This window comes from Methylophaga sp. OBS4 (assembly GCF_026319305.1).
Taxonomy (GTDB): Bacteria; Pseudomonadota; Gammaproteobacteria; order Nitrosococcales; family Methylophagaceae; genus Methylophaga.
In genome coordinates, this window is the sequence record NZ_JAPDMV010000027.1 from 12,320 (window position 1) to 32,747 (window position 20,428).

A 20,428-nucleotide genomic window follows, 5' to 3' on the forward strand; every position below is an offset into this window, starting at 1 on the left:
CTTTGAGAGCATATAACTTTAGTGCCGGCCCGGCCATGTTGCCGGATGCCGTAATGAAACAGGCCCAACAGGAAATGCTCGACTGGCATGGTTCGGGTATGTCGGTGATGGAAATGAGTCACCGGGGTATTGAATACACTTCTATTGCGGAAAAGGCCGAAGCTGATCTGCGTGAGTTGCTGGCGATCCCGGACGACTATGCCGTTTTGTTTTTGCAGGGCGGGGCGTCCAGCCAGTTCTCGATGATTCCGATGAATCTGCTGCGGGGTAAAACGGCTGCGGATTATTTCAATACCGGTGCCTGGTCAGGCAAAGCCATTGCTGAAGCCCGCCGCTATTGTGATGTCAATATCGTGGCTGACGCTACTGATTCACTTTTTACTACCATCCCCGAACGGGACAGCTGGCAATTATCCGCTGATGCGGCTTATGTGCATTACACGCCTAACGAAACCATTCATGGTCTTGAGTTTGCTGATATTCCCGAGGTCGGGAATGTGCCACTGGTGGCGGATATGTCATCCACGATTTTGTCACGACCGATCGATGTCAGCCGTTTTGGCGTGATTTACGCCGGCGCACAGAAAAATATCGGCCCCGCCGGTTTATGTATTGTCATTATCCGTCGTGATTTGATAGGGCAGGTGTTGCCCGGCACGCCGACTATGTTTGATTATCAGATTCATGCTGATAACGCGTCCATGTATAACACACCGGCTACCTACAGCTGGTATCTGGCCGGATTGGTGTTTGCTTGGTTGAAACAGCAGGGTGGACTGGAAAGAATGGCTGAAATAAACAAACGTAAAGCTGATAAATTATATCAAGCGATTGATGACAGTCCCTTCTACCACAACCCGATCGATAAACGCTATCGTTCGTGGATGAATGTGCCTTTTACGCTGGCAGATGACAAACTGGACCAGATATTTCTGCAGCAGGCGGCGGCGCAGAATCTGCTGACATTGAAAGGCCATCGTGATATCGGTGGTATGCGTGCCAGTATTTATAACGCCATGCCTGTGGCAGGTGTTGATAAACTGATTGCTTTTATGGCTGAATTCGAGCGTCAATACGGGTAAACCGCGAATGAAAGAAAAAAAAGCGCTAGAGCAGATTCGCCAGCAAATTGATGATATTGATTTACATATCCAGCAGTTGCTGAATAAACGCACTGAGATGGCACATGAAGTGGCGCAGATTAAGCTCGATAATGGCGAGCGGGCCGACTTTTACCGTCCGGATCGCGAAGCCATGGTACTTCGTACCGTCATGGAACGTAATGAAGGTCCGTTGTCGGCACAGGAAATGGCTCGTCTTTTCCGTGAAATCATGTCCGCCTGTCTGGCAGCGGAAAAAACCTTACGGGTGGCTTATCTCGGCCCGGAAGGCTCTTTTACCCAAGCGGCGGCGCAAAAACATTTCGGCGGCAGCGTTGAATTACATCCGATGAGTACCATTGCCGATGTGTTCCATGCGGTGGAAACTGATCATGCCTGTTATGGCGTGGTGCCGGTGGAAAACTCGACGGAAGGCATGGTCTCGCACACGCTGGATCGCTTTATCGGCTCACCGCTGAAAATCAATGGTGAAGTCACTCTGCGTATTCATCATTATCTGTTGAGTAAAGAACAGAGCCTGAAAAAAGTGCATAGGGTTTATGCCCACCCCCAGGCTCTGGCACAATGTCGTCAGTGGCTGACCGAAGAGTTACCTGGCTGTGAACTGATTGCATTAAACAGTAATTCCGAAGCTGCACGTAAAGCGGCAGAAGAACCCGGTACAGCGGCAATTGCAGCCAATCGCGCAGCAGAGATTTATGGTTTGTTGGTGCTGGCCAGCAATATCGAAGATGAAGTGGACAACACCACCCGTTTTCTGGTGATCGGCACAAAAGATGTCGGCCCTTCCGGTGTCGATAAAACCGCTTTACTGGTATCCACCAAAAATAAACCGGGTGCGCTGCAAATGTTGCTTAAACCCCTGGCCGACAGTGGTATCAGCATGACACGCATTGAGTCGCGACCCTCAAGAAAAGGGATCTGGGAATATGTATTCTTCATTGATATAGAGGGGCATATTCAACAACCGGCTGTAGCCGAAGCGTTAGCGCGTCTGGAGCAGGAATCGTCCATGTTTCGAGTATTGGGCTCATACCCCAAGGCAGTGTTGTAATGAAAAAACTGATTCTCGCCAATCCGCGTGGTTTTTGCGCGGGGGTAGATCGTGCTATTGAAATAGTCGAAAGAGCGCTGGAGTTGTTCGGTGCCCCTATCTATGTGCGCCATGAAGTTGTGCACAATCGCTTTGTTGTGGATGGACTCCGCGAAAAAGGCGCTATTTTCATAGAAGAACTGGATGACGTACCGGATGGCAGCACGTTGATCTTCAGTGCCCATGGTGTTTCCAAACAGGTGCAGCAGGAAGGTAAGCAACGCGGTCTCAAGGTTTTTGATGCTACCTGTCCGCTGGTGACCAAAGTGCATATGGAAGTCAGCCGTTACGAAAAGCAGGGGCGAGAATGTGTGTTGATCGGCCATGCAGGCCATCCCGAAGTGGAAGGCACGATGGGACAGTACACTTCCGATCAGGGCGGCATGTATCTGGTCGAGTCACCGGAGGATGTCGCTAAACTGCAAGTCAAGAAACCTGATGAACTGGCTTTTGTAACCCAAACTACGCTGTCGGTTGATGATACTTCACGGGTGATTGATGCCTTACGTGAACGTTTTCCCAAGATTACGGGCCCCAGCAAAGATGATATTTGTTACGCCACCCAGAATAGACAGGATGCAGTGAAAAAACTCGCAACTGACTGTGATCTGGTGCTGGTGGTAGGTTCGGTGAACAGTTCTAATTCCAACCGTTTGCGTGAACTTGCCGAGAAAATGGGGACGCCGGCCTATCTGTTGGATAATGCAGATGAAATCCAGGCGGCGTGGATTGAGGGTAAACAGCTTATCGGTCTGACCGCCGGTGCTTCTGCGCCGGAAATTCTGGTGCAGCAAGTGGTGAGCAGGCTGGAATCGCTGGGCGTTCAGTCAGCCCGTGAAAGTGAAGGACTACGTGAAAATATTGAGTTTTCACTGCCGAGAGAGCTTAAGATAGATGTATCAAGTCTGAGAAAATAAGGCTGGCTATGTCCTTTCTGCCCGTATTTCTATGGACTGATATTTTAATTTACCTGCTTCTGGCCGTTGTCGCTGCAGCTGCCGTATTTGTTAAAAACCGCCCCCATCTCAGTGCACCGTGGAAAACCGTGATTCAGCGCAAACGCGGCATGATTTCCATCATGATCCTGTTTTGCTATGTGACCATCGGTTTGCTCGACTCAATTCATTTCAGACTGGCTTTGGAGCCTGACAGTCAGCAGCGGCAGCATTACGCCACCGAAGTGATCAGTGTATTCGATTTGCTGACGGATTCTTTGCGGCAACAGGTTGAAAAAACCTATTCAGCACCGCTGTCTACCCATTTATTTGTTAAAGAAATACAGGCTGCAGCAGACGGTACGCTGGTGTATGACTATCCGCGTCTCAAGTTCGGCGGCGCGCATCTCAGTGATGTCGACAATAAATGGTATGACATACAGCAAACCATTATTAATGCCAGTGTGCTGGCTTTGCTGCTGGTGTTCCTGGTTTATGTTTTTCATAGCGCCGCTGCTGCCTGGTATACCAAAACCGATCTGCGGCAACAGGCAAAACGTATTATCAAAGGCGAGACCTCTTATCCCTTGCCAACCTTCTACCTGATGTTGTTGCTGCTGGTGTTGGTGGCGGCTAATCTCGTCGCATTAAGTGCTGATTATCATGTATTTGGTACCGACAAAGTCGGGCAGGATGTGTTGTATCAGGCTTTAAAAAGTATCAGAACCGGCCTGGTTATCGGTACCCTTACAACACTGGTGATGCTGCCCCTGGCCATTTTTCTGGGTATTGCCGCCGGTTATTTCAGAGGCTGGATTGATGATTTAATCCAGTACATTTACACAACGCTGAACTCGATTCCCGGTGTGCTGTTGATTGCTGCGGCGGTATTGATTCTGCAAGTTTATATGAACAACAACCCCGAGCAGTTCGCGACGGTTGCTGAACGTGCCGATATGCGGCTGTTGTTTCTGTGCATTATTCTCGGCGTGACCAGCTGGACGGGCCTGTGTCGGATTCTCAGGGCCGAAACCCTCAAGTTACGTGAAGCCGAATATGTACTGGCTTCACGTGCCTTGGGTGCCAGCAGTTTCAGTATCTTACACAAACATATTCTGCCCAACGTGATGCATCTGGTTTTGATCGCTGTGGTGCTTGATTTCAGCGGCCTGGTGCTGGCAGAAGCGGTATTGTCTTATGTGGGTGTCGGGGTTGATCCCTCAATGATCAGCTGGGGAAACATGATTAACAGCGCCCGCCTGGAAATGGCCAGGGATCCGGTTGTCTGGTGGTCTTTGACTGCGGCTTTTATTTCCATGTTCATTCTGGTGCTGGCGGCAAACTTATTTGCTGACGTGGTTCGGGATGCCTTTGATCCAAGAATGCAGAGGTCACGATGACAGAGACATTACTGACGGTCAGTGGTCTCAGAACTTGGTTTGGACAAGACGATCAGCCGTACAAAGCTGTTGATGGGATTGATTTCAATATCCGGCGTGGCGAGACCTTTGCTTTATTGGGTGAATCGGGCTGTGGCAAATCGATGACCGCCTTGTCATTGTTAAGACTGAATCCTCATCCTGCCAGTCGGATTGTTGCCGGTGAAGTGACACTTACCGGGCAGAGTTTACTGCCGCTGTCAGAAGCCGAAATGGAAAAGATTCGCGGGCGTCGGGTTTCAATGATTTTTCAGGAGCCGCAAAGTTCGCTGAATCCGGTTTTGTCCGTGGGCCAGCAGATTGCGGAAGTACTTCGCTGGCATTTCAAGCTGAACGACGCTGCCATTAATGAGCGCGCTATTGAACTGCTCAAATCGGTGGGCATTCCTGATCCCGAGCAACGGATCAAAGCCTATCCGCATCAATTGTCCGGTGGTATGAAACAGCGGGTGATGATTGCCATTGCCCTGGCTGGAGAGCCGGAACTGTTGATTGCAGATGAGCCGACTACGGCGCTGGATGTGACTATTCAGGCGCAGATCCTTGATTTGCTCAAACAGATACAGCAAAAAACCGGCATGGCGATTTTGCTGATCAGCCATGATCTGGGCGTTGTGGCACAGATGGCGGATCATGTGGCCGTGATGTATGCCGGCCAGATTGTGGAAGCCGGTAGCCGCGAGCAGTTTTTTAACGATCCCCAGCACCCGTATACCCGTAAATTGTTTGAAGCGCTGCCGTCCGAGCAGAAGCGCGAACAGAAACTGACCGTTATCAAGGGGAGTGTGCCAGCGCTTAATCAACCGTTTACCGCCTGCCGTTTTGCGGACCGCTGTGACTTTGCCTGGTCGTATTGTCATCAGGTTAAACCAAAGTGGATTGATAAGCGTGGCCATGGCGTGCGCTGTCACCTGTATGACCCTGCCGTCACAGCTGAGGATGTGAGAACTGATTTGCGGGTGACTAGTTCCAAACTGTCTGAGGTGGTGCCTGCCGATAATGCCCTGTTGCAAGTGGATCGGCTGAAAGTGCATTTCCCGATTCGCAAGGGTATTTTCCAACGTACCGTCGGCCATGTGAAAGCCGTCGACGATGTTAGTCTGAAATTAAGACCGGCAGAAACGCTGGCTGTGGTAGGTGAGTCGGGTTGTGGTAAAACCACGGTGGGCTTGGGTATCTTGCAACTGGTTCCCGTTACTGCAGGCAGGGTACGTTTTCAGGGGCAAGTGCTCAATGAACTGTCAGAACATGAACTGAAAGCAAGCCGTGCCGCGATGCAGATCATTTTTCAGGATCCGTATGCTTCGATGAACCCGCGTATGACCATTACCCAGGTGATTGAAGAGGGCATGCTGAGAACCTCGGTCAAGGATCCGCAGGAAAAGGCCAGACGCGTCGACGAGTTACTCGAACGTGTCGGTTTGAGAGCGGATATCAAATACCGTTATCCGCACGAGTTTTCCGGTGGCCAGCGTCAGCGGATTTGTATTGCCCGTGCGCTGGCCGCCGAACCGGAAGTCATTATCTGTGACGAGCCGACCAGTGCGCTGGATGTGTCGGTACAAGCGCAAATTCTCAACTTGCTGCGTGATATTCAGCATGAATTTGGTCTGTCGTATCTGTTTATCACTCACAATATCGCGGTGGTAGACTATCTGGCGCATCGTGTTGCGGTGATGTATCTGGGCCGCATTGTGGAAGAGGGTGATCGCCATGATGTTCTCAACTCACCCAAACACCCTTATACGCAGGCCTTACTGGCTGCGGTGCCCAAAATTGATGCCGCGACACGGCAGGAAACTGTCAGGTTGGAAGGCGAACTGCCTTCGCCTGCGAACCCGCCACAGGGATGTCATTTCCATCTGCGCTGCCCGCACGCCATGCCGGTCTGCCGTGAGCGTTACCCGGATTTAACCCAGTTGAGCCGCAGTCATACAGTTAAATGTTATTTGTATCAAGAGGATTATCATGGATCTACAAACACAGACAGAACTTGAAGCCGCCGCTTTCCGCCGTTTACTGGAGCATCTACGCGAACGCACTGATGTGCAGAATATCGATTTAATGGATTTGGCCGGATTTTGTCGTAACTGCCTGTCTAAATGGTACCTGGCAGCAGCCGAAGAGAAAGGTATTGAAATGGATTATGATAAAGCCCGTGAATATGTTTACGGCATGCCTTACAGTGAGTGGAAAGATAAATACCAGACAGGGCCTAAAAAATAATCTACCACAACAACCTGGAACAGGCACTATGGCTTGGACTTGGAAAGCGCGCGCAGTTTTTCTGCCAGTGCATGGGTATCAGTGTTATCTTGCTCTCGCGGGCGCAGCACCGCCACGGTATTGATGGTATGTCGAATTTGCTGCAAATAATTACGGCAACAGCTGCAAATCACCAGATGCAAAAATAAACCAATGCGCTTACCCAGCGGCAGATCACCGTCCAGGTAGTTGCTTGCTTCTTCTGCGACATCTTTACATTCAAACATCTGATTAGCTTTCCTGATACTTTTCTATACTGTGGTGCAGCGCCGTTCTCGCACGATGCAAGAGGACTCTCGCATTAGACGCAGAGATGTCCAGGATGTTACAAATTTCCGTCATTTCAATGCCTTCCATATCATACATGGTTAAGACGGCACGCTGGGTCGCCGGTAACTGACGAAAACTATCCTCAATGACTTGTTGTAACTGAGCATTTTCCAGTAAAGCTTCCGGTGTGTCCCTATCCCAGGGGAGAATATCGTCAATCCGGTGACCATGATGATCAAATTTATCAGCAGGCACCGCTTCCCAGCCATCATCCAGTGAAATATGGCGGCTTTCACGGCGTAAACGGCTTTTGGCGCCATTACTAGTGATGTGCAGTAACCAGGTCTTGAGACTGGAGCGGCCCTCAAAGCCTGGCAGCGCTTTGATTGCCGACACCCAGGCATCCTGAACCACTTCATCGGCAAAAGCCTCACCGATAATGGCTCGGGCCACTGACAGCATGATATTGTGGTATTGAGCGACGACAAATTCAAATGCCGTGGTATCACCGTCTAATAACAATGAAATCAGGCTATCTTCGTCAAGATCAGCAGGCGAGACGGTTTTTTTCATTAATGCTGTAACAAATCCCTATCACGAAAGTCTATGGTAGCAAGACTGGCCGATGAGTGGCCGGTTGTTTTACTTTTCAACCCCAAAAAGGATGGATTATTTATGGCTACAACTAAGAAAACGTCAATTGCTTTTGCTGCCAGCGCAGCGATGACCGCCGGTCTGGCTTTATCTCCGATTATGGCAAATGCTGAAGCGAACCCATTTGCATCTGCTGAATTGAGCAGCGGTTACATGCAGCTTGCTGCACAACATGGTGCAGAAGAAGGCAAATGCGGCGAAGCTAAATGTGGTGCCGATAAAAAAGCTGAAGAAGGCAAATGCGGCGAAGCTAAATGTGGTGCCGATAAAAAAGATAAAGAAGGTACCTGCGGCGCTGACAAAAAAGCTGAAGAAGGTAAATGCGGCGAAGCTAAATGTGGTGCCGATAAAAAAGCTGAATAAGGCACATGTGGTGGACAGTTAGTTTTCAAGCTTCCCACCAGGAAAACGGATAAGGGTTCAGTAGAACCCTTAGAGCCTGTTCATGATTTTCCGGTAACCCGACGGGGCTTTTTTCCGTATGGTCGTGTTGCTCGGTCCCGATTTGGGGTGAGCAAAGGAGGCCATTGCGCCTTGATATGTGAAAAACGCCTTCCCGCCGTGATTATCGTGAGATTGTGAACAGGCTCTTTTCATAATGTAAGGAGAAACGGTTATGTGGTTATGTCGATTGGGAACGGGGTTACAAAAGCTGCTGGATAAAACACGTGCAGTGGATTTTATGGCGCCGCTGTTATTACGGCTTTACCTGGCACCGATATTCTGGGTCGCATCCAATAATAAATGGAATCCGTTCGATCCCGACAGTTCTCTGGAAAATACCATTGCCTGGTTCGGTAATCCGGACTGGGGCTTGGGTTTGCCTTTTCCGGAAGTCATGGCCTACATGGCTTGGGGTGCCGAATATTTTGGCTCGATCTTTCTGATTCTGGGACTGGCGGTTCGCTGGGTTTCAATTCCGTTGATGGTCACGATGATCGTCGCTGCAACAACAGTGCATTGGCAAAACGGCTGGCAGGCGATTCATGACAAAATGAGCCCTTTTGCATCGGATAATGTTGATGGTGCACTGGAGCGGCTGGGTCGTGCCAAATCGATTTTGCAGGAACACGGTAATTACGACTGGCTGACAGAGCATGGCAATTTTGTGGTGCTGAATAACGGTATCGAATTTGCGGCGACCTACTTTGTGATGCTGCTGGCGTTGTTCTTTATCGGTGGCGGCAAATATCTGAGCGTTGATTACTGGGTCGCAAACAAGCTTAAACAATGTTGAGGTGATGTATGTTTATCCACAACAAGAAACCGTGGGATTTACCCGAATCGGAAGTGACTGATTACCAGGTTTATAAAAACCGCCGTCAGTTTTTGAATGTAGCAATTACGGTAGGTATCGCATCGGCGTTGCCATCCATTGGTCAGGCCAAGCCTGTAGAAGACTTGGCGGTATACCCTGATCTCATATCCAGTCCGTTTTCCACAAAAGAAGAGAAAACGACGTTTGAAGCCATCACGACCTACAATAATTTCTACGAGTTCGGCACGGCCAAATCAGAACCATCACTTTATGCCACCGAGTTTCCGGATGAGAGCAAACCCTGGCGGGTGGTCATTGATGGCGAATGCGATAATCCTGGTGAATTCGAATACGATGCTCTGGTTAAACCGTTTACCCTGGAAGAACGTATATATCGCATGCGTTGTGTTGAAGGCTGGTCGATGGTGATTCCGTGGATTGGCTTTCCGCTGGGTGATTTATTGAAAAAAGCACAACCCAATTCCAGGGCTAAATATGTCGAATTCACTACTTTGTATGATCCGGAACAAATGCCCGGACAACAAAGAGAGGTGCTGGACTGGCCTTATGTTGAAGGTTTGAGAATTGATGAAGCCATGCATCCGTTGACCATTTTGTCAGTGGGTTTATATGGTAAAGAATTACTGGGACAAAATGGCGCACCGCTGCGTCTGGTGGTGCCCTGGAAATACGGTTTTAAAAGTATCAAATCTATTGTCAGAATCCGCTTTGTTGAAAACATGCCGCTAACAGCCTGGGTGAAGGCGAACGCCAGTGAATACGGCTTTTATTCCAATGTGAACCCCAATGTCGATCATCCGCGCTGGAGCCAGCGTCGCGAGCGACGCATTGGTGAATTCCTCAAACGCAAAACGGAAATGTTTAACGGCTATGGTGACTACGTTGCTGACCTCTATTCAGGCATGGACCTCAAACGTTATTTCTAAACCCGACAGCGGTTCGATGATTAATATCGGACAGCTGAAGGTGATTTTATTTATCGTTTGTCTATTGCCTTTAATGTTCCTGATCTGGGGATTGTTTGCCGATCAACTGGGAGCGAACCCTATAGAAAAGTTGACCCGTAGCAGTGGTCTATGGGCTTTACGGTTTTTATTGATCACACTCTGCATCACCCCGCTGCGCTGGCTGACCCATATCAATCAGTTGATCCGGTTCCGCCGGATGCTGGGTTTGTTTGCTTTTTTCTATGCCTTTGTACACATGCTGTTGTATCTGGGGCTGGATCAGTTTTTTGATGTCGATGAAATTATTCGAGACATTATCAAACGCCCTTTTATCACCATTGGTTTTATCAGCTTTACCGCCTTACTGCCGTTGGTGATTACCTCCACTAATAAGATGGTGAAACGTCTTGGCGGTAAGCGCTGGCGCCGCTTACACCGTCTTACCTATTTTGTGGCCATGGCCTCTTGCATACATTTTCTGATGCTGGTCAAAGCCGATATCCGTGAGCCGGTTATCTATATTATTTTACTGACGGTTTTGCTGGGTATGCGCCTGTTGCGTCATTACCAGCAAAAAAAGCTGGTCAGTAACTGAAATTTTTCGCAAACTTATATCTTTTGTCATTGGCTAGCGGTGTTTCGCATTGCATATTCACCATTGCCGGTGGCTGCTTATAACTATACGTTACTCAACAACTTTCCTGGACGTCAGGGCCTGTGCTGGCACTGTCTGCCTGTGTTTGAGGCATGAATTCTGGCAAAAACTGTTACAATGTTCCGCTGTTATTTATCGCGTTATGATTTGAGAAGGTATTTATGACTGATTTTGTCGATCACGATCCACAGGAAACGCAGGAATGGCTTGATGCACTCGAGTCCATTATTGAAGTCGGTGGAGAAAAGAAAGCGCATTACATCATTGAAAAACTCATTGATATGGCACGACGCACAGGGATTAACCTTCCTTATAGTGCCAATACTGCCTACGTCAATACGATTCCGGTTGATCAACAGGAACGTATCCCCGGTGATCAGACGATGGAGCATAAACTGAGATCGTATATCCGCTGGAACGCCATGGCGATGGTAGTGAAAGCGAATATGAAACCTGGCTCAGTCGGTGGCCATATCGCCAGCTTCTCCTCAGCAGCAACCTTGTACGATGTGGGGTTCAATCACTTTTTTAAAGGTGATGATTACGGTAATGGTTCTGATCTGGTCTTTTTTCAAGGCCATTCTTCACCTGGCATCTATGCGCGCTCCTTCCTGGAAGGCCGTCTGACAGAAGAACAATTAGAAAACTTCCGGTTTGAAGTGGACGGAAAAGGCTTGTCATCATATCCTCACCCGTGGTTGATGCCGGATTATTGGCAGTTCCCGACTGTTTCCATGGGGTTGGGACCCATCCTGGCCATCTATCAGGCCCGTTTCATGAAATACATGCAGCATCGTGAGATCGTGGCGACTGAAGGACGCCATGTTTGGGCCTATCTCGGTGATGGTGAGATGGATGAGCCGGAATCTTTGGGTGCCATTACGCTGGCCGGTCGTGAGAAGCTGGACAACCTGATTTATGTGGTCAACTGCAACTTGCAGCGTCTGGACGGTCCGGTTCGGGGTAACGGAAAAATCATTCAGGAACTGGAGGCCTTGTTCCGCGGTGCCGGCTGGAATGTGATCAAAGTCATCTGGGGTTCAGGCTGGGACCAGTTGCTGGCACGTGATACCCATGGCCTGTTGCTCAAACGTATGGAAGAAGTGGTCGACGGGGAATACCAGAACTACAAAGCCAAAGACGGTGCTTATGTGCGTAAACATTTCTTTGGTAAATATCCTGAGTTACTGGATATGGTTTCTGATATGACCGACGAAGATATCTGGCACTTGAGTCGTGGTGGCCATGATCCGAGAAAGATCTATGCTGCCTACAAACGCGCCACTGAACATGAAGGCCAACCGACCGTTATTCTGGCGAAAACGGTTAAAGGTTATGGTCTGGGCGAAGCGGGTGAAGGTCAAAACATCACCCATCAACAGAAAAAAATGGAACTGGAGCATATGAAACGCTTCCGTGACCGTTTCAATATCCCGGTGTCTGACGAGGAAATCGAAAAAATCCCGTTTATCAAGCTGAAAGACGACAGCCCCGAGAAGAAATATCTGTTGGAGCGCCGCCAGGAATTGGGGGGCTTCCTGCCTAAACGTAATCATAATGCACCTGCACTGAAAACGCCGGATTTGAAGCTATTTGATGCGGTATTAAAATCCAGTGGTGAAAGAGAGCTCTCCACTACGATGGCATTTGTCCGTGTATTGACGGCGTTAATACGTGACAAAGTAATCGGTAAAAACATTGTGCCAATCGTGCCGGATGAGGCACGTACCTTTGGTATGGAAGGTCTGTTCCGCTCCATTGGTATTTACTCGTCATCAGGCCAGATGTACGAGCCGGAAGATTCAGGCAAAGTCATGTGGTATCGCGAAGATACCAAAGGCCAGATCCTGGAGGAGGGCATTAACGAAGCCGGTTCAATGGCGGAATGGATATCGGCGGCAACAGCGTATTCGAACTACAACGTTAATATGGTGCCGTTTTACATCTACTATTCGATGTTTGGCTTCCAGCGTGTCGGCGATTTGTGCTGGCTGGCGGGTGATATTCAGGCCAAGGGCTTTTTGATCGGCGGTACCGCAGGTCGAACAACCTTGAACGGTGAGGGGCTGCAACATCAGGATGGACACAGTCTGATTATGGCTAATACCATTCCGAACTGCCTCAGCTACGATCCAACCTATGCCTATGAAATAGCGGTTATTGTTCATGAAGGTCTGCGCCGGATGTACGAAGAACAGGAAAACGTGTTCTATTACATCACCGCAATGAACGAGAACTACACCCATCCTGCCATGCCTGAAGGTGCTGAAACCGGCATCATCAAAGGTATGTACCAACTGAAATCCGGTGGTAAACACAAGCTGAAAGCACAGTTGCTGGGCAGTGGTACCATTCTGCGTGAAGTGGAAGCTGCTGCAGAGCTGTTAGAAAAAGACTGGAAAGTCTCTGCTGATGTCTGGAGTGCAACCAGTGTTAACGAACTGGTCAGGGATGGTATAGCTGCTGATCGTTACAACCGTCTGCATCCGACAGATGAGAAACAACGCAGCTACATCGCCGAATGCCTGGATGACAAACCCGGCGTAGTGGTGGCGGCAACGGATTATATTCGTATGTATGCCGAACAGCTGCGTCCCTGGGTAAAAGCAAGCTATACAGTATTGGGTACCGATGGCTTTGGCCGCAGTGATACCCGCGAAGCTTTGCGCAGCTTTTTCGAAGTGGACCGTTACCATGTTGTCGTTGCGACTTTGAATGCGCTGGCCGATGACGGTCAGATCAAACATAATGTCGTCGCTGAAGCGATCAAAAAATACGACATTAATGCGGATGCAATAAACCCGGTTAAGGCATAAACAATGGCAGAATTAATTGAGTTAAAAGTTCCGGATATTGGTGACTTTGATGCGGTGGAAATCATTGAGGTGCTGGTGGCTGCAGGCGACAGCGTTGATGAAAACCAGGAAGTCATTACCGTAGAGTCTGACAAAGCTATGATGGAAATCCCCGCATCGCATTCAGGTGTGATTAAAGAGATGAAAGTGGCGGTTGGCGATAAAGTCAGCGAAGGCACTGTAATCGCGCTGCTGGAAGCGGCTGAGGCAGCGCCGGCCGCAGAAACACCTGCAGCTGAACAAGAACCCGAAGCTGACCCTGCTCCTGCCGAGGCAGAGCAAAAAAAAGCTGCTGCAGCGCCGCAGCTAGCGGCAGCAGAACAGCCACAACAGGAACTGGTCGAACCCATTCCATATGCACCTGACAGTAAGTCAGGTATTAAACGCGCCCATGCGTCGCCATCGGTGCGCCGTTTTGCCCGTGAACTGGGTGTGGTATTGACTTCGGTAACCGGCAGCGGTCCCAAAGGCCGTATTACCAGGGAAGACGTACAAAACTATGTCAAACAGGCGCTTACCGCACCTGCTGCAGCGCCGGTGCAGGGCAGTGCCATTCCACCGGTGCCGGTGGTTAACTTCGCACAGTTTGGCGAGGTTGAGACGGAAGAGCTGTCTCGAATCAAAAAGATCTCCGGCAAACATCTACACGCCTGCTGGCTGAATATTCCGCATGTGACTCAGTTTGATGAAGCCGATATCACCGAGCTGGAAAAATTCCGCAAAGAAAACAAGGAAATGGCTGCTCAGAAAGGGGTCAATCTGACACCGCTGGTGTTTATCATGAAAGCGGTGGTTGCCTGTTTGAAACAGTATCCGGAATTCAATGCTTCGTTGAGCGAAGATAAAGAAAGTCTGGTTTTCAAACGCTATTACAACCTCGGTGTTGCGGTTGATACGCCGAATGGTCTGATGGTGCCGGTTATCAAAGATGTTGATAAGAAGGGTTTTCTGGAGCTGGCTGGTGAGCTGGGTGAAATCAGTAGTCGGGCCCGTGAAGGTTCACTGACTGCCAAGGATCTGCAGGGCGGCACCTTCTCCATTTCCAGTTTGGGCGGCATCGGCGGTAGTTTCTTCACCCCGATTATTAACGCGCCGGAAGTCGCTATCCTGGGTGTCAGCCGCCATAAAATGCAACCTGTATGGAACGGTAAGGAATTCGAACCACGTCTGATGCTGCCTTTGTCGATTTCCTATGATCATCGTGTCATCGATGGTGCGGCCGGTGCCCGCTTCACCGTGATGTTAAGCCAGATGTTATCGGATATCAGAAAGGTATTGTTATGAGTGTGATCGAGGTTAAAGTCCCCGATATTGGTGATTTTGATGCTGTAGAGATTATCGATATTCTGGTAAGTGAAGGTGACGAGATTACTGAAAATCAGGACATCATCACGCTGGAATCAGATAAAGCAGCAATGGAAATCCCCAGCTCTGCTGCCGGTAAAGTGGCTGAGCTTAAAGTAGCTGTAGGCGACAAAGTTGCTCAAGGTGATGTCATCCTGACTGTTGAGGCTGTTGCAGAAGAAGTACCGGTAGCTGAGACAGCTTCAGCTGCTGAACCGGAACAAAAAAAACAAGCTAAAAAAGCGCAAGCTGAACCTGCTGCCGCACAAAAAGCTGCGGCACCGCAGGTGAAAGCCGATGCAGATATGCATGCTGAAGTGTTGGTATTGGGTTCAGGCCCCGGTGGTTACACTGCCGCCTTCCGCGCCGCTGACCTGGGTAAACAGGTCGTGATGGTCGAACGTCATGAACGTATTGGTGGTGTCTGCCTTAATGTCGGCTGTATCCCCTCTAAAGCCTTGCTGCATACGGCTCAAATCATTAATGAAGCTGATGCAATGGGGCATCATGGTGTTAAGTTCGGCAAGCCGGAGATCGATATTCGTGAAATCGCCGGTTGGAAAGACGGTATTGTCAACCAGCTGACGGGTGGTCTGAAAGCGCTGGCCAAACAACGCAAAGTGACTATTGTGCAGGGTGAAGGCAGCTTTAGCGGTCCCAATACCTTGGTTGTGTCCGGTAAAGAGGGCGAACAGACCATTTCCTTTGATAACTGCATTATTGCTGCCGGTTCACGCGTTACCGAGATTCCTGTGTTCCCCCACGATGATCCGCGGATGATGGACTCTACAGATGCGTTGGAATTGGACAGTATTCCTGAAAACCTGCTGGTTATCGGCGGCGGCATTATCGGTCTGGAAATGGCCACTGTATACAATGCGCTGGGTTCCAAAATCAGTGTGGTTGAACTGCAAGACAGCCTGATTCCAGGCGTTGATAAAGATATCGTCAAGCCTTTGCTGAAAAAGGTGCAGGATCAATATGAGGCTATTTATCTCAGCACTAAAGTGACTAAAATCGACGCGCAGGATGATGGCCTGCTGGTCAGCTTTGAGGGTAAAGGCGCACCTGATACCGCCAAGTTCGACAAGATCCTGGTCGCAGTCGGCCGTACCCCGAACGGTAAGCTGATTAATGCCGAAGCGGCGGGTGTTGAAGTCACTAATTATGGCTTTATTGAAACTGACGGTCAGATGCGGACTAATGTGCCGCATATTTTTGCTATCGGCGATATCGTCGGTCAGCCGATGCTGGCACATAAAGCGACCCATGAAGGTAAAGTGGCGGCTGAAGTGATTGCCGGACAGAAGTCAGTGTTCGAACCGATGACGATTCCGTCTGTAGCTTACACCGATCCGGAAGTGGCGTGGATGGGGCTGAGTGAGAGCGAAGCCAAGAAACAGGGCATTGACTATGTTAAAGGCGCCTTCCCGTGGGCGGCCAGTGGCCGTAGTCTGAGTCTGGGACGTGATGACGGTCTGACCAAAGCCTTGTTCGACAAAGACACAGGCAGATTGATTGGTGCCGGGATTGTCGGTCCTAATGCCGGTGAATTGATCGCGGAAGCTGTGCTGGCTATGGAAATGGGTGCGGATGCCGAGGATATCGGCCTGACTATTCATCCACATCCGACCTTGTCAGAAACATTTTGTTTTGCAGCGGAAATGGCTGAGGGCAGCATTACCGATTTGATGCCGCCGCGTAAAACGCTCCATTCGAAATAAATGGCTGCAACATCTGGCTCAGGCCAGTTGTTAATAGATAAGGGCATACCCGCACCATGCGTGGATATGCCCGTTTTTTTGTGTAATAAATACCCCGGCAGATGTAATGGCTGATATGGCTGAGCAACCAACAATATTAAAACCGCCGCTTAAATGGGCCGGCGGCAAACGTTGGCTAATTCCGCATCTGCAAAAATACTGGTCACGTCATCAGGACAAACGGCTGGTCGAACCTTTTTGCGGCGGTTTATCTGTGGCTTTGGGTTTGAACCCGGACAGCGCCTTGCTCAATGACCTGAATCCGGCCTTGATCAATTTCTACCGGCAGTTGAAACAAGGACTGCAAATAGATATTGCGCTGGAAAATGATGAGAACGCTTATTATCACTACCGTGATGAGTTCAACCGGCTTAATGGCAATCAGCGTTCGGCAATTAAGGCTGCGCAGCTGTTTTATTATCTGAATCGGACCGGATACAACGGTTTATGCCGTTTTAACAAAACCGGTGGTTATAACGTGCCTTTCGGCCGTTATAAAACCATCAACTATGTAACTGATTTCAGTCATTACCAGCCGGTTTTGTCACAATGGCAGTTTAGCAACTGTGATTTTGAAGCGCTGACTGTTGATGAGCAGGATTTTATCTATGCCGATCCCCCCTACGACACGCCGTTCCGGCAGTATTCGCAACAGGGGTTTGATTGGGAAGACCAGGAGCGGCTGGCCGAATGGTTAAGCCGGCATCCGGGACCTGTGGTACTTTCCAACCAGGCAACAACCCGCGTGAAGAAATTGTATCGGGATCTCGGTTTTAAGCTGCGTTATTTGAATGCACCACGCACAATTAGTTGTAAAGGAAACCAGCGCCAGGCCGTTAAAGAGGTGCTTGCTTTACGCGGTTTTTGATACAATAGCGGCTTTCGATTATTCACGTTTTTACAGGAATTAATTTTACTCATGTCTAAGATTAACAAAGTCGTGCTGGCCTATTCTGGCGGTCTTGATACCTCGGTTATTTTGAAATGGTTACAGGACAAATATGACTGTGAGGTCGTGACTTTTACAGCTGATCTGGGACAAGGGGAAGAAGTTGAACCTGCACGTGCCAAAGCGCAATCTCTGGGCATCAAAGAAATCTATATCGAAGATTTACGAGAAGAATTTGCCCGTGACTATGTGTTCCCGATGTTCCGTGCGAATACGATTTACGAAGGGGAGTATTTGCTCGGCACCTCCATTGCCCGTCCGCTGATCGCCAAACGTCTGGTTGAAATCGCCAGTGAAACAGGTGCTGAAGCGGTTGCTCACGGTGCCACCGGCAAAGGCAATGATCAGGTGCGTTTTGAGCTTGGTGCCTACGCACTCAATCCCGACATTAAAGTAATTGCCCCCTGGCGTGAATGGGACTTGTTGTCACGTCAAAAACTGCTGGACTATGCAGAACAGCATGGTATCCCGGTTGAAATGAAACAGGGTAAGAAATCACCTTATTCGATGGACGCCAATCTGCTGCATATCTCTTATGAAGGCGGCATTCTGGAAGATCCGTGGGCCGAGCCTGAGGAATCCATGTGGCGCTGGTCGGTTTCCCCTGAAAATGCACCTGATAAAGCCACTTATCTGGAACTGACATACGAGCAAGGCGATATTGTTGCTATTAACGGTGAGCAAATGACACCGGCACAGGTCATGGCTTATTTGAATAAAGTCGCCGGTGAAAACGGTATTGGCCGGCTTGATATCGTTGAGAACCGCTATGTCGGCATGAAGTCTCGCGGCTGTTACGAAACACCGGCGGGTACGGTCATGCTGAGAGCACATCGCGCAATTGAATCACTGACGCTGGATCGTGAAGTTGCTCACCTTAAAGATGAATTGATGCCACGTTATGCCAATCTGGTTTACAACGGTTACTGGTGGGCGCCGGAACGTGTCATGATGCAGGCAATGATTGATCAGTCACAGAAAACCGTTAACGGTAAAGTTAAAGTGAAACTCTACAAAGGTAATGTCGTTGTTGTCGGGCGTGCTTCGGAAACTAACAGCTTGTTTGATGAATCAATCGCGACTTTTGAAGATGATGCCGGTGCCTACAACCAGAAGGATGCAGAAGGCTTTATCAAGCTTAACGCTTTGCGTTTGAAGATTGCAGGTAAAAAGAAAAAATAACAAGTTCTGGCCGTTTGAGGCTGAGAGGATAGGATGGACTATAGCGAATTAGCAGATCAGGCAGCCGAATATATGCGGTTGGCTTTGCCCTTGATGAAAAAGCATGGTGTGGCTATGACACCGGCTAATTACGCTATCTGGTATGAGCATGTTGCGGGTAGCAACGCAAACTTGTCGGAAGCATTACAATCGAGGATTGCGGAAACCCCCGAGATTTCTGAAAAGCAGTGTCAGGAATTGCACGAGCAGTTTTTCAACACGCAGAAAGAGCGTAGCGAAGTTATTGAAATGCGTCAGGAGCTGGCACGTCTGTTGAAAGAAGTTATCAGCTTTGTCTACAGCAGTGTTGCACATACGGATAAAGCCAATGCCCATCTCAGCGAATTGCTGGCTATTATCAACCGCGATATGACGCCGCAGCAGATTCATGATGTGGTAGAGGAAATCCTGGCTGAAACCAGGCAGGCGATATCCAGTGGTGAATTGCTTACAGAACGTCTTAATACGGCTGTGGGAGAAGTGCAGCAGCTGAAAAAAGAACTGGAGCAGACCAAACGCGAAGCCAAAACGGACACTTTGACCGGGTTGGCTAATCGTAAAGCGTTTGATGAATTGGTCACTAAAGTGACGCAAGATGCCGACAATAGCGGTCTCGATGTCTGCCTGCTGTTTTGTGATTTGGATCTGTTCAAGAATATCAATGACAAACATGGCCATCTGGTGGGAGACCAGGTCTTGAGAGTCGTAGGTAATACGCTCAAAGACAGTGTCAAAGGCCGTGATCTGGTTGCCCGCTACGGCGGCGAAGAGTTTTCCATCATTCTGCTCAACACCAGTCTGCAAAATGCCAATATACTGGCCGACAATATTCGCAAGGAAATTGCCAGCAAACGTATTCAGCGCAAGGATACCCGTGAATCATTAGGTGCTATCACCATGTCTTTTGGTGTGGCGCGTTATGTACCTAGCGAGGGCGTAGAAAGCTTTATGCAGCGTGCCGATCGTGCTTTGTATATGTCAAAGAGAAAAGGGCGCAACTGCGTATCAGAAGCGCCCCCTCCCATTATTTGAAACTGTTGGTAAAAAACACTTCTTCCAGTGCCAACTGACCGGGACGGTCTTTGGCATCTTGTATTTTTTTACCGATAGTTATCATCATCACAATGATATGGTCATGAGGCAAATCAATGACTTTGGCCACCTTGTCAAAGTCAAAGCCATCCATCGGGCAACTGTCGTAACCCAACTCTTTGGCCATCAGCATGATATTCATTGCGGCGATACCGACTGAACGAATGCATTCATCACGCTGACCCTGATGATGGTTAGTGTAGTAACTTTCAATCGCTGGCAGCATGAAGTCCTGCACTTCTTTGGGCGTATTACGCCAGTAGCGTTGCGGATCTTTTTCCCAGGCATTGAGATCGGCGCACAATACCAGCAACATAGAAGCATCAGTGACTTGAGACTGTCCCCAGCTGGCTTCGCGGATTTGCTGTCTTTTTTCTTTATCGACCACGTTGACGAAACGCCAGTGCTGCAGATTAAATGCGGTTGGGGAGAGAATAGCGTGTTCCATCAGCTGCTGAACTTCTGCTTCGCTGATTTCATATTCAGGATCGTAATATTTCACGGATCGTCGACTGACGATCGCTTCTTTTATGTCCATAAAAACTC

The 20,428-nt window shown here is 49.2% G+C and carries 19 protein-coding genes; 16 read left to right on the top strand and 3 right to left on the bottom strand.

All coding sequences use genetic code 11. From position 1 onward, the window contains the following. The first annotated feature begins 2 nt into the window (after window positions 1–2). From serC to OMP95_RS09480, 6 genes are read left to right on the top strand one after another with little or no spacing between them, the layout of a single operon-like run. Window positions 3–1,082 (top strand): 3-phosphoserine/phosphohydroxythreonine transaminase, encoded by a 1,080-nt coding sequence (serC, locus tag OMP95_RS09450; protein WP_266328170.1) that lies wholly within the window; start codon window positions 3–5, stop codon window positions 1,080–1,082. A gap of 7 nt (window positions 1,083–1,089) precedes the next feature. Beyond that, window positions 1,090–2,175 carry a prephenate dehydratase gene (gene pheA / locus OMP95_RS09455; protein WP_266328172.1) on the top strand — a complete coding sequence of 362 codons (1,086 nt, stop codon included), beginning with the start codon at window positions 1,090–1,092 and terminating at the stop codon, window positions 2,173–2,175. Beyond that, the gene (gene ispH, locus OMP95_RS09460) at window positions 2,175–3,131 is read left to right on the top strand and encodes a 4-hydroxy-3-methylbut-2-enyl diphosphate reductase (protein WP_266328174.1); all 957 of its coding nucleotides are present in this window, start codon (window positions 2,175–2,177) and stop codon (window positions 3,129–3,131) included. The genes pheA and ispH overlap by 1 nt, the downstream gene beginning before the upstream one ends. An 8-nt stretch (window positions 3,132–3,139) precedes the next feature. Beyond that, window positions 3,140–4,549, top strand: coding sequence for an ABC transporter permease (locus OMP95_RS09465; RefSeq protein WP_266328176.1), 1,410 nt, complete (start codon window positions 3,140–3,142; stop codon window positions 4,547–4,549). Beyond that, a complete protein-coding gene (locus OMP95_RS12510; protein WP_323135125.1) occupies window positions 4,546–6,585 on the top strand; it encodes an ABC transporter ATP-binding protein in 2,040 nt (679 codons plus the stop codon). The genes OMP95_RS09465 and OMP95_RS12510 overlap by 4 nt, the downstream gene beginning before the upstream one ends. Beyond that, entirely contained in the window at window positions 6,557–6,814 is a 258-nt protein-coding gene (locus tag OMP95_RS09480) for a DUF1244 domain-containing protein (RefSeq protein ID WP_266328178.1), read from the top strand. Before OMP95_RS12510 ends, OMP95_RS09480 begins: the two co-directional genes overlap by 29 nt. 26 nt (window positions 6,815–6,840) lie before the next feature. Here the strand turns inward: OMP95_RS09480 and OMP95_RS09485 are convergent, their stop codons facing one another. Both OMP95_RS09485 and OMP95_RS09490 read right to left on the bottom strand, forming a co-directional pair. Beyond that, window positions 6,841–7,080: a hypothetical protein gene (locus tag OMP95_RS09485; RefSeq protein ID WP_266328180.1), complete on the bottom strand. Its 240-nt coding sequence runs from the start codon at window positions 7,078–7,080 to the stop codon at window positions 6,841–6,843. A 4-nt stretch (window positions 7,081–7,084) separates the two neighbouring features. After that, the gene (locus tag OMP95_RS09490) at window positions 7,085–7,696 is read right to left on the bottom strand and encodes an RNA polymerase sigma factor (protein ID WP_266328182.1); all 612 of its coding nucleotides are present in this window, start codon (window positions 7,694–7,696) and stop codon (window positions 7,085–7,087) included. A 102-nt stretch (window positions 7,697–7,798) separates the two neighbouring features. Between OMP95_RS09490 and OMP95_RS09495 the strand changes: the two genes are divergently transcribed. From OMP95_RS09495 to OMP95_RS09540, 10 genes are all read left to right on the top strand, one after another. Further along, a complete protein-coding gene (locus OMP95_RS09495; protein ID WP_266328184.1) occupies window positions 7,799–8,140 on the top strand; it encodes a low-complexity protein in 342 nt (113 codons plus the stop codon). A gap of 253 nt (window positions 8,141–8,393) precedes the next feature. Continuing rightward, complete coding sequence (locus OMP95_RS09500; RefSeq protein WP_266328186.1) at window positions 8,394–9,014, top strand: DoxX family protein; 621 nt, start codon at window positions 8,394–8,396, stop codon at window positions 9,012–9,014. Between the two features lie 8 nt (window positions 9,015–9,022). Continuing rightward, window positions 9,023–9,982, top strand: coding sequence for a protein-methionine-sulfoxide reductase catalytic subunit MsrP (gene msrP, locus OMP95_RS09505; RefSeq protein WP_266328188.1), 960 nt, complete (start codon window positions 9,023–9,025; stop codon window positions 9,980–9,982). Between the two features lie 16 nt (window positions 9,983–9,998). After that, entirely contained in the window at window positions 9,999–10,598 is a 600-nt protein-coding gene (locus tag OMP95_RS09510; RefSeq protein ID WP_266328190.1) for a sulfite oxidase heme-binding subunit YedZ, read from the top strand. Between the two features lie 221 nt (window positions 10,599–10,819). Continuing rightward, the gene (gene aceE, locus OMP95_RS09515) at window positions 10,820–13,474 is read left to right on the top strand and encodes a pyruvate dehydrogenase (acetyl-transferring), homodimeric type (RefSeq protein WP_266328192.1); all 2,655 of its coding nucleotides are present in this window, start codon (window positions 10,820–10,822) and stop codon (window positions 13,472–13,474) included. A gap of 3 nt (window positions 13,475–13,477) precedes the next feature. After that, window positions 13,478–14,797, top strand: coding sequence for a dihydrolipoyllysine-residue acetyltransferase (gene aceF / locus OMP95_RS09520; protein WP_266328194.1), 1,320 nt, complete (start codon window positions 13,478–13,480; stop codon window positions 14,795–14,797). After that, entirely contained in the window at window positions 14,794–16,581 is a 1,788-nt protein-coding gene (lpdA, locus tag OMP95_RS09525) for a dihydrolipoyl dehydrogenase (protein WP_266328196.1), read from the top strand. The genes aceF and lpdA overlap by 4 nt, the downstream gene beginning before the upstream one ends. 106 nt (window positions 16,582–16,687) lie before the next feature. Then, complete coding sequence (locus OMP95_RS09530; protein WP_266328198.1) at window positions 16,688–17,488, top strand: DNA adenine methylase; 801 nt, start codon at window positions 16,688–16,690, stop codon at window positions 17,486–17,488. Window positions 17,489–17,539: 51 nt separating this feature from the next. Further along, entirely contained in the window at window positions 17,540–18,751 is a 1,212-nt protein-coding gene (locus OMP95_RS09535) for an argininosuccinate synthase (protein WP_266328200.1), read from the top strand. Window positions 18,752–18,784: 33 nt separating this feature from the next. Beyond that, window positions 18,785–19,822: a GGDEF domain-containing protein gene (locus OMP95_RS09540; protein WP_266328202.1), complete on the top strand. Its 1,038-nt coding sequence runs from the start codon at window positions 18,785–18,787 to the stop codon at window positions 19,820–19,822. Here the strand turns inward: OMP95_RS09540 and OMP95_RS09545 are convergent. After that, a complete protein-coding gene (locus OMP95_RS09545; protein WP_266328204.1) occupies window positions 19,815–20,420 on the bottom strand; it encodes a nitroreductase family protein in 606 nt (201 codons plus the stop codon). The two genes, OMP95_RS09540 and OMP95_RS09545, sit on opposite strands and share 8 nt — an antisense overlap. Window positions 20,421–20,428: the final 8 nt, after the last annotated feature.